Origin of the sequence: Leptolyngbya iicbica LK (assembly GCF_004212215.1) — a bacterium.
Lineage (GTDB): Bacteria > Cyanobacteriota > Cyanobacteriia > Phormidesmidales > Phormidesmidaceae > Halomicronema > Halomicronema iicbica.
On record NZ_QVFV01000002.1, the window covers coordinates 1,094,443 to 1,108,294 of the forward strand.

The 13,852-nt window shown below is 55.8% G+C and carries 16 protein-coding genes; 9 read left to right on the forward strand and 7 right to left on the reverse strand.

Going from position 1 to position 13,852, the window contains the following annotated elements:
• The first annotated feature begins 105 nt into the window (after positions 1-105).
• The 3 genes from DYY88_RS11865 to DYY88_RS11875 all read left to right on the forward strand — a co-directional run bounded on the left by DYY88_RS11865 (position 106) and on the right by DYY88_RS11875 (position 5,048).
• Entirely contained in the window at positions 106-2,826 is a 2,721-nt protein-coding gene (locus tag DYY88_RS11865) for a cation-transporting P-type ATPase (protein WP_130199454.1), read from the forward strand.
• Positions 2,827-3,064: 238 nt separating this feature from the next.
• Entirely contained in the window at positions 3,065-4,474 is a 1,410-nt protein-coding gene (locus DYY88_RS11870) for a tetratricopeptide repeat protein (protein WP_039727808.1), read from the forward strand.
• Positions 4,475-4,574: 100 nt separating this feature from the next.
• Positions 4,575-5,048, forward strand: a complete 474-nt coding sequence (locus DYY88_RS11875; RefSeq protein WP_052288498.1) for a DUF3122 domain-containing protein — start codon at positions 4,575-4,577, stop codon at positions 5,046-5,048.
• On the opposite strand, the gene DYY88_RS11880 is transcribed toward DYY88_RS11875, so the two are convergent.
• Positions 5,013-5,435, reverse strand: coding sequence for a hypothetical protein (locus DYY88_RS11880; RefSeq protein ID WP_039727805.1), 423 nt, complete (start codon positions 5,433-5,435; stop codon positions 5,013-5,015). The genes DYY88_RS11875 and DYY88_RS11880 overlap by 36 nt on opposite strands.
• 28 nt (positions 5,436-5,463) lie before the next feature.
• Between DYY88_RS11880 and DYY88_RS11885 the strand changes: the two genes are divergently transcribed.
• From DYY88_RS11885 to DYY88_RS11895, 3 genes are read left to right on the forward strand one after another with little or no spacing between them, the layout of a single operon-like run.
• Positions 5,464-5,691: a hypothetical protein gene (locus DYY88_RS11885; protein ID WP_044151289.1), complete on the forward strand. Its 228-nt coding sequence runs from the start codon at positions 5,464-5,466 to the stop codon at positions 5,689-5,691.
• A gap of 2 nt (positions 5,692-5,693) precedes the next feature.
• On the forward strand, positions 5,694-6,185 hold the full coding sequence (tsaE, locus tag DYY88_RS11890) for a tRNA (adenosine(37)-N6)-threonylcarbamoyltransferase complex ATPase subunit type 1 TsaE (protein ID WP_039730070.1): 492 nt from the start codon (positions 5,694-5,696) through the stop codon (positions 6,183-6,185).
• Positions 6,175-6,618 (forward strand): EVE domain-containing protein, encoded by a 444-nt coding sequence (locus DYY88_RS11895; protein ID WP_242517602.1) that lies wholly within the window; start codon positions 6,175-6,177, stop codon positions 6,616-6,618. The genes tsaE and DYY88_RS11895 overlap by 11 nt, the downstream gene beginning before the upstream one ends.
• 169 nt (positions 6,619-6,787) lie before the next feature.
• Here DYY88_RS11895 and DYY88_RS11900 read toward each other — a convergent pair whose 3' ends face one another.
• The 4 genes from DYY88_RS11900 to xth form a co-directional block, all read right to left on the reverse strand.
• Entirely contained in the window at positions 6,788-7,549 is a 762-nt protein-coding gene (locus tag DYY88_RS11900; protein ID WP_039727801.1) for a CPBP family glutamic-type intramembrane protease, read from the reverse strand.
• Between the two features lie 102 nt (positions 7,550-7,651).
• The gene (locus DYY88_RS11905) at positions 7,652-8,329 is read right to left on the reverse strand and encodes a hypothetical protein (RefSeq protein ID WP_039727799.1); all 678 of its coding nucleotides are present in this window, start codon (positions 8,327-8,329) and stop codon (positions 7,652-7,654) included.
• A gap of 217 nt (positions 8,330-8,546) precedes the next feature.
• Positions 8,547-9,086 carry a spermidine N1-acetyltransferase gene (speG, locus tag DYY88_RS11910; protein ID WP_039727798.1) on the reverse strand — a complete coding sequence of 180 codons (540 nt, stop codon included), beginning with the start codon at positions 9,084-9,086 and terminating at the stop codon, positions 8,547-8,549.
• 259 nt (positions 9,087-9,345) lie between these two features.
• Positions 9,346-10,131: an exodeoxyribonuclease III gene (xth, locus tag DYY88_RS11915; RefSeq protein WP_039727794.1), complete on the reverse strand. Its 786-nt coding sequence runs from the start codon at positions 10,129-10,131 to the stop codon at positions 9,346-9,348.
• Positions 10,132-10,335: 204 nt separating this feature from the next.
• Here xth and DYY88_RS11920 point away from each other — a divergent pair, with 204 nt between their 5' ends.
• From DYY88_RS11920 to menB, 3 genes are all read left to right on the forward strand, one after another.
• Complete coding sequence (locus DYY88_RS11920; RefSeq protein WP_039727793.1) at positions 10,336-10,653, forward strand: hypothetical protein; 318 nt, start codon at positions 10,336-10,338, stop codon at positions 10,651-10,653.
• A gap of 284 nt (positions 10,654-10,937) precedes the next feature.
• Positions 10,938-11,180 (forward strand): hypothetical protein, encoded by a 243-nt coding sequence (locus DYY88_RS11925; protein ID WP_039727791.1) that lies wholly within the window; start codon positions 10,938-10,940, stop codon positions 11,178-11,180.
• Positions 11,181-11,360: 180 nt separating this feature from the next.
• Positions 11,361-12,194 (forward strand): 1,4-dihydroxy-2-naphthoyl-CoA synthase, encoded by an 834-nt coding sequence (menB, locus tag DYY88_RS11930; RefSeq protein WP_039727790.1) that lies wholly within the window; start codon positions 11,361-11,363, stop codon positions 12,192-12,194.
• A gap of 93 nt (positions 12,195-12,287) precedes the next feature.
• Here menB and DYY88_RS11935 read toward each other — a convergent pair whose 3' ends face one another.
• Together DYY88_RS11935 and DYY88_RS11940 are read right to left on the reverse strand one after the other, a co-directional pair.
• Positions 12,288-12,548, reverse strand: a complete 261-nt coding sequence (locus tag DYY88_RS11935) for a hypothetical protein (RefSeq protein ID WP_130199410.1) — start codon at positions 12,546-12,548, stop codon at positions 12,288-12,290.
• 558 nt (positions 12,549-13,106) lie between these two features.
• Positions 13,107-13,679 carry a DciA family protein gene (locus DYY88_RS11940; protein WP_052288497.1) on the reverse strand — a complete coding sequence of 191 codons (573 nt, stop codon included), beginning with the start codon at positions 13,677-13,679 and terminating at the stop codon, positions 13,107-13,109.
• Positions 13,680-13,852 lie beyond the last annotated feature (173 nt).

Genomic DNA, 13,852 nt, shown 5'->3' on the forward strand with positions numbered 1-13,852 from the left:
CCATGTGCCCGCGATCGCGGCAAGTGCAGGTAAAGCGTTTGCCACTTCTGTCCACTAGACGCAGGCGGAGTTGGGGCCGATTAAATCGTTGAGTAAAAGGTGAAAGTGCAGTTAGCAGGAAACTCTCAGTCCTTTCATGCCGCATCTGGGGAGCATCTGGCAACCCATTTTCAGACCAACCTGGAAACGGGGCTGACGGCGGAGGACGTGGCCAACCGCTACGAAACCTATGGGCGGAACGAATTGTCAGTCAAACCGGGCAAGCCTGCCTGGCTCAGGTTTTTGCTGCAGTTTAACCAGCCGCTGCTTTACATATTATTGCTGGCGGGGGCGGTCAAAGCCTTTCTCGGCTCTTGGACGAATGCGGCAGTGATTTGGGGCGTCACGGTGATCAACGCCATCATCGGCTACGTGCAGGAGGCCAAAGCTGAAGGCGCGATCGCGTCTCTCGCCAAAGCCGTCACCACCGAAACCACGGTGCTGCGAGGGGGGCAGATGCTGCGGGTGCAATCTCAGGATTTGGTGCCGGGGGATCTGGTGCTACTGGCGTCGGGGGATAAAGTGCCCGCCGATTTGCGGCTGCTGAAGTCGCGCAATCTGCAAGTGGATGAATCGGCGCTGACGGGGGAATCTGTGCCCGTGGAGAAGGCGATCGCGCCACTCCCCATCGATACGCCCCTGGCAGAACGAGTCAACATGGCCTACGCGGGCAGCTTTGTCACCTTTGGGCAAGGCACTGGACTGGTGGTCGCCACCGCCGGAGCCACCGAGGTGGGGCAAATCTCCCAATCGATGGAGCAGCGGGTTAACTTGGCGACGCCGCTGACCCGCAAGTTCGCCGCCTTTAGCCGCACTCTGCTCTACTGCATCCTAACCCTGGCGACACTTACCTTTGCCATTGGGCTCGGTCAAGGTGAATCGTGGGAATACATGTTTGAAGCGGCGGTGGCGCTAGCGGTCAGTGCGATTCCTGAGGGGTTGCCTGCGGTGGTGACGATTACGCTGGCGATCGGGGTCAACCGCATGGCTCGCCGCAACGCCATCATTCGCAAACTGCCAGCGGTCGAAGCGCTGGGCAGCGCCACGATCATTTGCTCTGACAAAACCGGCACCCTCACCGAAAACCAAATGACCGTGCAGGCCATTTATGCCGGCGTGCAAACCTACCGGGTCAGCGGCAGCGGCTACAGTCCCAAAGGCGCGATCGACCTGGGAGATGACCTCCCAGAAACGGTGGAGACACTGGCGGATCATCTGCCAGATCCCTTACGGGAATGTCTGGTGGCGGGGGTGTTGTGTAACGATAGCCAGCTCAAACAATCGGGTGACTATTGGACTGTGGTAGGCGATCCGACCGAAGGAGCCCTGCTGGCCGCCGCCGCTAAAGCCGATTTGCATCAGACCAGCATGGCGAATTTGATGCCTCGGCTCGACTCGATTCCCTTTGAGTCGGAATATCAGTACATGGCAACGCTGCATGACGCTTGTCCCCGTGTGGTGTATGTGAAAGGCTCGGTGGAGTCAATCCTGCAACGCTGTGCCCAGGCCATGACGGCGTCGGGGCAATTGATGCCGCTCGATCAATCAGCGGTGGAGCAAGCAGTCGCCACGATGACCGCAAAAGGACTGCGGGTGCTGGCTTTTGCCCGCAAAACCGTGGCGGATCATCACCACACCCTCGATCACGATGATATCCAGTCGGACTTGGTCTTCCTGGGCTTGCAGGGCATGATTGACCCGCCGCGCCCTGAGGCGATCGCCGCCGTTCACGCCTGCCAGTCGGCGGGCATTCAGGTGAAGATGATCACCGGCGACCACATTGCGACGGCAAGAGCGATCGCCCACCGCATGGGCATTCAACAATCTGAACAGGTGGTGGCCTTTGAAGGGAAGCAGCTCGTGGCGATGGATGATGCGCAACTGGCTCAAGCCGTCACCGAGGGCGATGTGTTTGCCCGCGTGGCTCCGGCCCAGAAACTGCGATTGGTGGAAACCCTCGAACGCAAAGGCAATATCGTGGCCATGACGGGTGACGGGGTGAATGACGCCCCCGCGCTGAAACAAGCGGATATTGGCATCGCCATGGGCAAAAATGGCACGGAAGTGGCCCGCGAAGCAGCGGACATGCTGCTCACCGACGACAACTTTGCCTCCATCGAAGCGGCGGTGGAAGAGGGCCGCACCGTTTATCAAAATTTGCGCAAAGCGATCGCGTTCCTGCTGCCCGTCAACGGTGGGGAATCGATGACCATCCTGATCAGTGCTTTGCTGGCAAGGGATTTGCCGATTCTCTCCTTGCAGGTGCTGTGGTTGAACATGATCAATTCCCTCACAATGACGGTACCTTTGGCGTTTGAGCCCAAGTCCGCTGGCTTGATGCAACAACCGCCCCGCAATCCCAGCGAATCCTTGCTCACCGGAAAACTGCTGAGAAGAATTCTGGCGGTTTCCCTCTTCAACTGGGTGCTGATTTTTGGCATTTTCGAATGGGCCAAAACCACGACGGGCGATTTGGCTGTCGCCCGCACGATGGCCATTCAAGCGCTCGTGGCGGCCCGCATCATTTACCTGCTCAGCATCAGTCAGTTGGGACTGAGCCTGTGGCGGTTCCTCCGTCGCCGGTCGACCACCATTCCCAAAGCGCCGATTTTGCTGGCCGGCATTTTTGGGGCCGTCGCCTTACAGGTGGCTTTTAGCCAGTGGGGACTGATAAATACGCTGTTTGCCACCGCGCCGTTGACCTGGCAGCAATGGCTGATTTGTCTGTTGCCGATGCTGCCCATGTTGCCTTTTGCCATATTGGTGAACTGGCTTGACCCTCGGTAAGCAAACGCTCAGCCGCGACTCCCGGCCCGCTGTTGAGGGGAGTGATCACGGGTGAATTACGTTACCCAATGCCCGCTCTGAGCCCGCATCCATTGACGGTTGGCAGTCTGCCAAGTGCATCACGTTCCCGTAAATGACCAGGAATTCGCATTTGCCCATGTCATGTTGCGAAAGCTGGCATATCATTAGCGCCATTGGCGTAGTTGCAGGTTGGCTAGCTGAGTGGAGGAGATGAACGATGAAATTGTCCCAACTGACCATAGCTTTGCTGGGAACCGCCGCACTGGTGACGGCTGTTCCAGCGTATAGTCCGGCCCAAGAAGCGACGACGCCCGAGGCGACAGTCCCCGAAGCCACCGGGCCATCGGCGATTGACCTTTATAACCAGGGTATTGAGCAATTTGAAGCGGAGGAATACGCCGCGGCGATTGTCTCCTTTACCGAAGCCATTCAAATCAACCCCAGCTTTGCCGAGGCTTACGTTTACCGAGGCGCGGCGTATCGCGCGCTGGACGAAACTGAGGCGGCGATTATCGATATCGATCGCGCGATCGCGCTCAATCCCCAATTGGGGCGGGCCTATCTGCTGCGGGCTGAAATTAATTACGAACTCGGGAACGCGCAGCAGGCGCTCAGCGATGCTCAACTCGCCTTGTCGCTCGATCCGACCCTGGGGGGTGCCCGCCTGTATGAAGGGTTAGTCGCACTGCAAGAAGGCGATAGTCAAAAAGCCATTAGCGATTTCACGGCAGCGATTACTCAAGACCCGACTGACTTGCGGGCCTATTTGCTGCGGGGCTTTGCCTACGATCAAGCGGAAAACTATTTTGCCGCGATCGCCGACTTCTCCTACGTTTTAGAGCAGGAAGATGACAATGTGATTGCCCTGATTGGTCGGGGCGCAGCCTACTATCACGAAGGCGAATTGTCCGAAGCGGAAGCCGATCTGTCCCGCGCCATTGAACTCAATCCTGAATTGCCCTACGCCTACTACAACCGCAGCTTTATCTACGTAGCGCAAAATCGCTTGACCCCCGCGATCGCGGATTTAGATCAGGCGATCGCGCTACAACCCATTTTTCCGCGCGCTTACCTTAACCGGGGGTTACTCCTAGCGCGAGTGGGACAAGAAGGCCCCGCGATCGCTGACTTTGGCCGCGCCTTAGATCAAGACCCCGACTTAGCTGAAGCGTTGACCGGACGGGCCAATGTGCAACTGTCGCGAGGCCGCGAAATTGACGCGATCGCCGACTATACCCGCGCCCTCGCCATCACGCCAGATAGTGCGGTCAACTATAAGCTCCGGGGCGATGCCTATCTAGCCGATGGCAACACCACAGCCGCCTTATCCGATTACAACCAGGCGATCGCCATTGACCCCAGCTACACTGCGGCCTATGCCGCGCGGGCTGAAGTTTACAACCTGGTGGGTGATAGTCAGCGAGCATTTGATGACTATTCCCTCGTGATTTCGGTGGATGATGACGACGTTGACCCCGACGTGCTGTACAAGCGAGGTTTAGTGCGAATGCGCTTGGGCGATCGCGCTGGCGCTCGGGCCGACCTGCAACAAGCCGCAGATCGCTACTTGGAAACCGGCCAAACTGATGGTTATCGTGAAACGGTGATCTATCTTCGCCAGCTTTAACGAGGTTGGCCGCATCCCTATGACATGGCAACGCATACGATCCCGATGGCAGTTTTGGTGCAGTCTGGGACTCCTGGCTTTGGCCCTGTGGTGCGGGGCGATGCCGACAGCGCAAGCCAGCGTTCACGTCTATCGCGAACGGCCCGGGCAGGTCACAGTGCGATCGCGCCTGAGTCTTAGAGATTTAAGCGATCGGGCCTGGCAAGTCATCGCCTTTAAACGCACTCAGGGAACTGCCCTGCAAGGCTACTATTTACGGCTGGTGGGTTTTCCGGGCGCGGTAGAAGTGGATCAGCAGCACCCTGCCACGGTGACCGCGCCTACGGGGCAAAGTCGCCAACTGCCGTGGATTGTCGATCCTCAAGCGAAGACCCTGCCGCCCAATGTCGGCCAGTTTGACCTCGCGCCGCTGCTCACGGAGCTCGATCAAGCCCTGCCGCTAGAGGTGCAGGTGCCTTTGCTGGGAATGGAGCCGGCTGAGATGGCGATCGCCCCCTTCATCGTTGAAGAATGGCTGCAAGTGAAACGCAGTGACGAATCACCAGCGCCAATGGGAGCGTCCTCGGGAGAATAGCCCCAACATCATCCCGACTAGCTGTATATAGCTAATGCCCACCAAAAAGCTGGGAATGGGCAGCAAGCTTTTGAGCCACAGCACCAGCGCCAAGCAGCCCACCAACGCCCACAACGAGGCCGCATCTAACCGCACGACGCGAAAGAACCGCTCCATCAGCTCCACGGCTAATGCCCCAATGCCGCCTGCTGCCACCACCTGCAACAGCAACCCCACCACGCCCCCTTGCAGCAGCGCCGTGGCCCCCGCTGACCAAACCGTCAACATCGCTGATAGCAAAAAAATCAGCGCAATGTCCAACACCGTCGCCAGCAAGACCGTCAGTAAGGCATTCTGAATTAGGGGAATCCAAGGCAGTGACTTCACGCGCCAAAGGGGATCTCTCATTGCCAAACTGCTTACGCTCACAAAATTGATGCCCTCATCCTATCTCACTGATTTACCTGACTTGGCAGCGATCGGCCTGCCCCTCTCGGTGGTGGTCATGACGCTATTGCACTGCCTGATTGGCTTGGTGGCAGCGCAAATCGCTCAGCGCAAAGGGGCTGACCTCGGTTTTTGGTTGATTTGGGGCATGGTCGGCGGCACTTTATCATTGATTACTGCCCTCCGACTGCCACCGGCTGCTTCATCCGACTCATGATGATGTCCAAGACGCTTTTGCTACCTGACGATCGCGCCACCTTTGCCCTGGGACAATGGCTAGGGGTGCGACTAGAGGCCGGGACGGTGGTGTTGCTGACCGGGGATCTCGGGGCAGGCAAAACAACACTGACGAAAGGATTGGGGCAGGGCCTCGCTATTCCCGACGAAATTGATAGCCCAACCTTTACGCTGATCAATGAATATGACCGGGGACGCCTGCCGCTCTATCACGTCGATCTGTATCGGCTGGAAGGGGCCGAGAGCGATCGCCTATTTTTAGAAAGTTACTGGGAGGGGATAGAATACCCGCCGGGGATAGTGGCGATCGAGTGGGCGGAGCGGCTGCGCTATTTGCCGCCAGAGCCCTTAAACATTGCCCTCTCCCATCATCCGGCGGCGGGACGCGAAGTCACACTGACGCCCAGTAATGCCGCCCAAACTTACTTACTAGAGGCCCTCACCACCGATGCGCTATTGGCTGATGAAATCTGAACCCGATGTGTACAGCATCGCTGATTTAGCAAACGACCCCACGGAGATTTGGGACGGGGTGCGCAACTATCAGGCGCGGAACTTTTTGCGGGAAATGCAGGTGGATGACCTGGCGTTTTTCTACCATTCCAATACCAAGCCACCGGGCATTGTCGGCCTGATGAAAATTATTGAGGCGGATATCGTTGACCCCACTCAGTTCGACGAGTCGAGCAAATATTACGACCCCAAATCGCAGCCCGAGGAACCCCGCTGGCGCACCGTCAAAGTCGGCTATGTGGAAACCTTTGCCGAGCAAATCACCCTCGACACGCTGAAGGCGACCTTCTCACCAGAAGAGTTGCTGGTGGTGAAGCGGGGTAATCGCCTCTCGGTGATGCCCGTCGATGAGGCTGTAGCCGAAAAGTTGCTCGAAATGGGGCGATCGGCTTAGGGCGTTGCTGGCAAGTAGCATCCCTAATGGGTGAGGTTGGGCAATGCCCAATTCGTCCAGACATTGACGGGGCTGAGGCATTGATGGCCACGCACAGCCCTTCAGTCAGTCAGTGATGGTTGATTTCGAAAAACCGCACACCTTCGGTCACCCCCATCAATGGCTTGGTTCACAGCCATCCCCAGCCTTCAACCATAGCGACAAAAACGTGAAAGAGGGCATGGGCGATAATGGCGGCTTCGAGGCCCCATTGCCAATAGAGGTAACCCGCGATCGCCCCGACAATCGCATTCGCCCCGATGATGTACACCACGAGCGAGATCGTGACGGTTGGGCTGAGCAAAAATGCCAGGGGCAAATGTAGCACCCCAAAGATGACGGCAGTCAGGCTGAGGGCAGCGATGTAATAGCCTGGATGCAGTGGCAGGTCGCGCTGTCTTTGCGCGATCCGCCAGGGCAGCCACACAACCAGCGTCATGAGTCCCCACCGCATCAAAATCTCTTCACTCATGCCGCCGCGCAAAATGCGGGCAAAGAGCGGCAGCTGATAAGTCTTCGCTGCCGTCAGAAACTCCGGCGGCAGGGCGGGTTGCCACCCGGCCAACCAGAGCAGAGCCAGGCTTGCACTGACCAGGCCCCCGATCGCCCCCCAAACAAGTGGCGGTTTGAGGGCTCTTTGAGAGAGCGGCATCCCCTGGGCGATCGCCTCTAACCAGGGGGCTGCAAGCTGCACCCTGGGAGCCAACACCACCCCCAGGACAACTGCGATCGTCAGCAGCACCATCCCTTGCAGCAACATCAAGGCTTTGATCGTAGACAACGGCAACGGTAAGGGACCAGGCGGTAGCGGCAAATCGGCCCACAGGAGGGCGACTTCTCCGGTCATGCCGAGCAACCATAACAAGGCGAAAAGCTTGAATTGGCGATTCATAACAGCAAGCAACACACGGGTTGGCAGAGGCAAGAGTTAACTTTGCGGAGGCTGCGCCTTCCCAGTTCCTCATGGGCGTTGCAGACGACCTCTGGCCAAAGATTAACCGGCATGGCGAGGGGCGCGGGCGGCAAGGATGCGGCAGATCGCATATCCCAAAGCGAGGAGCGGAATGATGTAAATCGAAATCACGCGATCGGCAATTTGCGGCTCCTCAATCCCGAAATGAGTCAAGACGGTTTCTACCGTAATGCTGAAATTCAGCATCAGAAACAAGCCTAGCAAGGTTTGAATCGGCGTCCAGACCCAAGGAAAATGCCGGTAGCCCATAAACACGTGCCCCGGCCGAGGGGGATAGTAGCGAACGGGAAAGGTGCGGAGATTTGAGTAGTGATCGACGATCGCCGCAACGCTTTCGCGGCCAAAGTAAAAGGCATGCCGGTTATGAGGAGCGAGGTTATCAGTTGCGACCTCAGTGCCCTGATGATCGTAGGTAAAGCGCAACTGCGGATAGTAATAGCGAGTGGTGGCAAAGGAAAAAAACGGCCCCGCATCAACGCTGTGATAATAGTTGCGATCAATGTTGTCGTAGGGGTCTTCAACCAAGGTGCGCGATTCGGTGTAAGCCACTCGGGAACCGCCGCGTAGTTTAGCGATCGCTTTTGGCCAGGTGCGATGGGAGATCAACACTGCCCATTTTTTCACCGCTTGGTCAAACTGCCAGCAGCCCAGCAAGCCCAGCACCCCATACGCAATTTCAAATACCCAATCTGGGGCCATAATCACTCCATACTTTCAACCTCAGCTCCTGGTGACTTTCACCACCCCAGGAGCACCCTCAACGTGCCATAGTCGCCCCTTCGACCAGGCGCGATCGCACCCATCGCATCACCACTCAAGCATCAGAATTTGATCAAATCCAAGTCTTATCGGGCAGGCATCTTGCCTGCTCTTGAACAGCCGAGACGGCTGTTCACACTTAATTTAATTCCAATTCCTAAGTGGCGCTACTCTGCCGACGTGATAATTCGAGATACTGACGTTGCAAGATATACATCCGGATGGCATCGCAGTATTTGCCGTTAATAAAAAACTCTTCTATCAAGTGTCCTTCTTCAATAAATCCTGAGGCTTTATAGAGATGAATCGCTTTCTCATTGTCTTCGGCAACGACCAAATAGACTTTATTCAAGTTCAGAATTGTGAAGGCATAATCTAACGCTAATTTGATGAGTTTTCTGGCATATCCTTGCCCTTGATGCTCAGGGGTAATAATGACCTGAAACTCTGTACTTCTATGGATATAGTCAATTTCAACCAGCTCGACCAAACCGATTGGCACGTTTTCGGCATTAACCGCAATAAATCGTCTCTCGGCATTGTCATGGATGTGTTTGTCGTAGAGATCTTCAAGCTCATCAAAAGATTCATACGGTTCTTCAAACCAATATGCCATGATGCTGCGGTTATTATTTAGGTGATGAATAAAGCGTAGATCTTCCTTTTCCAGAGCCCTCAGTCTCACATTTGCCATCATCGTTTTTATCCCTCACAGCCTGAGAAATGGTTAATGCCTGGGGCGATCGCTGAGATTCAATCCTGAGCGATTAGGAATCGCCTGATTTTTTTCGGCATTAGCGGCCCCTTAACGAAAGTTGCAGTCCATCCGGGTCTTTAATCTGAGCGCGAGGTCGAGGCAATCACCGCCCCCACCACAAAGACCAGAAACGAGAGATAGCCAGCGACAAACAGCCATTCTTGCAGGTTGCTTTCAGAAGACATCATCTTGGGCCAAGCTAAATTTCAACAATCACGGGGGTATGGTCGCTGGGCTTTTCGCGGCGGCGGGGTTCCACATCAATCACGCAGCTTTGGGCGCGATCGTACAGCTTGGGCGACAGGTAGTGATGGTCGATGCGCCAGCCCCGATTGCGCCGGAAGGAGGCCGCCCGATAGTCCCACCAGCTAAAGTGTCCGCCTTCGTCGGTGAACTTGCGAAAGGCATCTTTGAGCCCCACCGACAGCACCTCCGTCAGCATCTCCCGCTCTTTGGGCGACGACATAATGTGGGTCTCTTTGCCCTCGGGATCATGGATGTCGCGGTCTTCGAGGGCAATGTTGAAGTCGCCACAGACGAGTAACGCATCGTGATCGGCGAGCAACTTTTCCAGGTAGGTTTTGAGCAGCGTGAGCCAGCGCATCTTGTACTCGTATTTTTCACTGCCGATGGAGGAACCATTGGGAACGTACAAATTCACAATCCGCACGCCATCGAGCATGCCTGTGATCACTCGCTTCTGGTCATCCAGGTCGCCGACCGCCGCCGCACCGACGATGGGGGTAAAGCCCCTGCTGACGTCTTGCAAAGGCTGTTGGCTCAACAGAGCAACACCGTTGTAGGACTTTTGGCCGCTGATCTCAGCTTGATAACCGACCGCTTTAATCGCCTCATGGGGAAAGTCTTGATCCACGACTTTGGTTTCTTGCAGGCACAACACATCGACGGGATGTTCGGCTAACCAATCGGTCACGTGGGTGAGGCGGCTGCGGACGGAATTGACGTTCCAGGTAGCGATTTTCATGCAGGGAGAATGACCCACAAAACGACTAACAAAGGGACTCACGCGGAACCGGGCGAGGGGCCAGACCTGGGGGCGATCGCACCCTGCCCCGCCATCGAACTGCCAGCACCACTAAGGCCCCGTGTAGATACTGTCACATAGCGGTCTTTTGGAGAAGCCTGGCACACTAGAGAACAACCGTTTAGAGAGCTTCAGAAAGTTGAGATGCCTGCTTCTCAAGAACCGCTGAAAGGGGATGCCCTCGTCAAAGAAGTGTGCCGTCGCATTCGAGTGGCCCGCAGCTATTGGGATGCCCACAACAATGCCGCTTGCCGGGGCGAACGAGAAAAAGCCTTGGCGTTATACAACACCTTGACCAAAGCGGAAAAAGAAAAGATTCCCCAACAGCTGCGCATCTGGCTGCGATATCGCAGCGAAAAGTATTTTGGCGCGCACCGCACGCCTCCTACCGGCCAAGGCAAAGGGAAAACGCCGAAGCATTCATCCCGGCGGGGCAAAAAGTCGCGATCGCCCCGGCGCTGACCCTAATATTACAAGCCGCTACAGCAGATAAATATCTGCAACGAACCTCAACAGACTGTGTGATCCCCAGGGGCGATCGCGGTTTTCAGAGCGGCTGCCGTTAGCATTTGAGTGAGGTTGCCTGCTCCCGCCTACACACTACAGTCAAGCAATCTATCCATTTTGAGCCGGGGATCACATCAATCCGCCTGAGTTGACGAGGCGTGGGATCGTGGCAAGCAAGAGGCGATCGCCTCTCGACCAGTGCTCCCGGGTTGTCTGATGCTCCACCACCGGAGACACCTATGAATATTGAACAATTATCTATCCGCACTGCGACGCGGAGTGCGCCACACTCGATTTGCCACACAGTCGAAGCCCTCATGGTGCAAGCGGCCAGCGATGGACAAATCACCCATGAAGAAGAAACCAGCATCAAAGCCGCAATGCTGCGATCGGGGCACATCACGCCAGAGATGTGTCGCCTCTTTCGCCAAATGCAAGAGCGCGTCTGGGACGGCGAGTTGACCCTCGAAGAGCGGAACTGAACCCTGATGGGCGGCGGCTCAGCCCTCAGTCCTGTCGCCCCTTCTCCACCGCCCTTTACCCCGCATCCCTGCCTGGCTGACAGGCGTCCCTGGCGCAGCCTCAGCCACGACTGCATTGGGCTTTCGCGAAAGGGGGCGATCGCCTCTAAGCTAGTCCATGACCTCATTTAGCCAAATGACATGGATATTCAGTGGCAAGCTGCCAAAACCTACGAAGACATTCTTTATCACAAGGCCGAGGGCATCGCGAAGATCACGATCAATCGCCCCCACAAACGTAACGCCTTTCGCCCCAAGACCGTGGTCGAAATGTATGACGCCTTTGCCGATGCCCGCGAAGACACCGCCATTGGCGTGGTGTTGCTCACCGGCGCCGGACCGCACACCGACGGCAAATATGCCTTTTGTGCCGGTGGGGATCAGAGTGTGCGGGGGCAGGCAGGCTACATCGACGAAGGGGGTATGCCGCGTCTCAATGTCTTAGATTTGCAGCGCCTGATTCGCTCGATGCCGAAGGTGGTCATTGCCCTGGTGGCAGGCTATGCGATCGGGGGCGGTCACGTTTTACACGTGTTGTGTGATCTGACGATCGCTGCCGACAACGCCATTTTTGGTCAGACTGGTCCCAAAGTGGGCAGCTTTGACGGCGGCTTTGGCGCTAGCTATCTCGCTCGCATCGTCGGCCAAAAAAAAGCTCGGGAAATTTGGTATCTGTGTCGCCAATATTCGGCCCCGGAGGCACTTGAAATGGGCTTAGTTAATACCGTGGTGCCGATTGATCGCTTAGAGGCCGAAGGGGTGCAATGGGCACAAGAAATCTTGGCAAAAAGTCCTATTGCAATTCGCTGTCTTAAAGCCGCATTTAACGCCGACTGTGATGGCCAAGCCGGCCTGCAAGAACTCGCTGGCAATGCCACCCTGCTGTACTACATGACTGAAGAAGGTAGTGAGGGCAAACAAGCCTTTTTAGAAAAGCGATCGCCCGATTTTCGAGACTATCCCTGGCTTCCCTAACGCCCCGACACCAGGCACAAAATTGGGGTGGCCTGGTGTCAATTCAACCATTGCCTCATGAGTGACCACACCAACAATGTGTCACCTCACGGGTTAAGCCGTCTCTTTTAAATAATCAGATTCCAACTGTTCAAAATCGGGATGGTTGAGCACAATGCCTTGCGGCCAAACGGCCACTGGTGGTTGAGTAACGGCACTCATCGGTTCCATAAAGACGGGAGCCGCTAACGAGCACGCTGACCAGTTGCCCTTGACCGTGACGTTGAGCTGACCACATTGACCACCTCGTCGTCCCGCCAGCGTAAAGTAACGGCAGCGTTGACAACAAGAAACACCCAACTGAGAAGCGTCCATTATAGATTGATTCCAAAATATACTTAAGTCATTATTTTCTCTAATAAATTCTTCTGCCTTTCGTAGATAAAAAATAGCAGACCCAAGCCTAGCAATTGTTGTAGGTCTATTTTTGCCTTTTCGGCAGTTTATATTCTCTTTATGTTTGCTTCAAAAATCTATAATGGATTTCTTCGCAGAGAAAACGATAGTTTATTGTCGGCATATTGTCAGGGATCCAGTTTTGACAATTCCGCAAATCATTTAGTGTTTTTAAATACAGTTTGACTTTCGATCTTTTCGGCTGATTTGTTAGTTCAGCAGCAGCGATTTTATGCAGAAATTTAGGCTTTCAAGCTGTCTTGAGCCCCATGTTCTACTCGCCAATGCCGTCAATTTCGACATTTGCCTTTCCTGCAAACTAGATGTGTTTTCAGTCTTTTTGAGCGACTTTGCCTGGTCATCAATAGCGTCCGCGATCGCTCCATGAGACTTTGGATGGTCCACCGCCTTGCTCGGACGACTGCTGGGTGCCTACCTTACAGCCAAGGGCTCCCAGCTGAAACACGAGTACTCGTCTTAACTGAGGCGATTTTGGTTCTGAGGTCGATACCACTGATGGGAAATGCACACGGCACACATGCCCCAACGACCCACCTCCATAGCTGGACAAGGGCTGCCACATTGTGGACAGTTGCCCTGACTCGCGAGCTGGGTACGCTTGCGCTCAGCCCACTGCTGAAAGGCGGCATGGGCACTCGGAGGCACAACCGGGGGGCGCTCGTGAGGGGACTCAGCCCAGCTCGGGTGATCAGCCAGGGTGGGGCGTGCGGTGGGGTGCGATCGCTGGGTGAGACGCTGCCAGTCAGCGGGGGCAAACCGCAAGTCATGAATGGTTGACTGCGTCTCCGGCAGGGCCGTATGCAGTTTTTGCAAAATGCGCGATCGCTCAAAGGTCAACGTCTGCGACCAGGCGGCACTCGAAACCGACACCTGCAACACCTGGCGATAGATTTTGGTCGGACGACTATGCTGCGCCACGGCCTCACCCACCAGCTGCGGCCAGTGGGCTAACACCCGCCGCAAGCTGGCATTCGCCTGCCATTGCGGCGATCGCTCGAGGGTTTGCATCAGGGCGTGAATCGACTGCATAAAAGCTGAAAGCAACAGTTGAGTAGCGGGGCGACTAACCCGCGCATAGAGCACCAGGCGGATCGTTCAAACGTTCTAGTCCAAAGGGTGTGGCCGCCACTGCTAGAGAATATCGCCTAACCACACCCCTAAATATAGAGACTTTCACAAAAAATGAGCAAAACTTCTGGGAT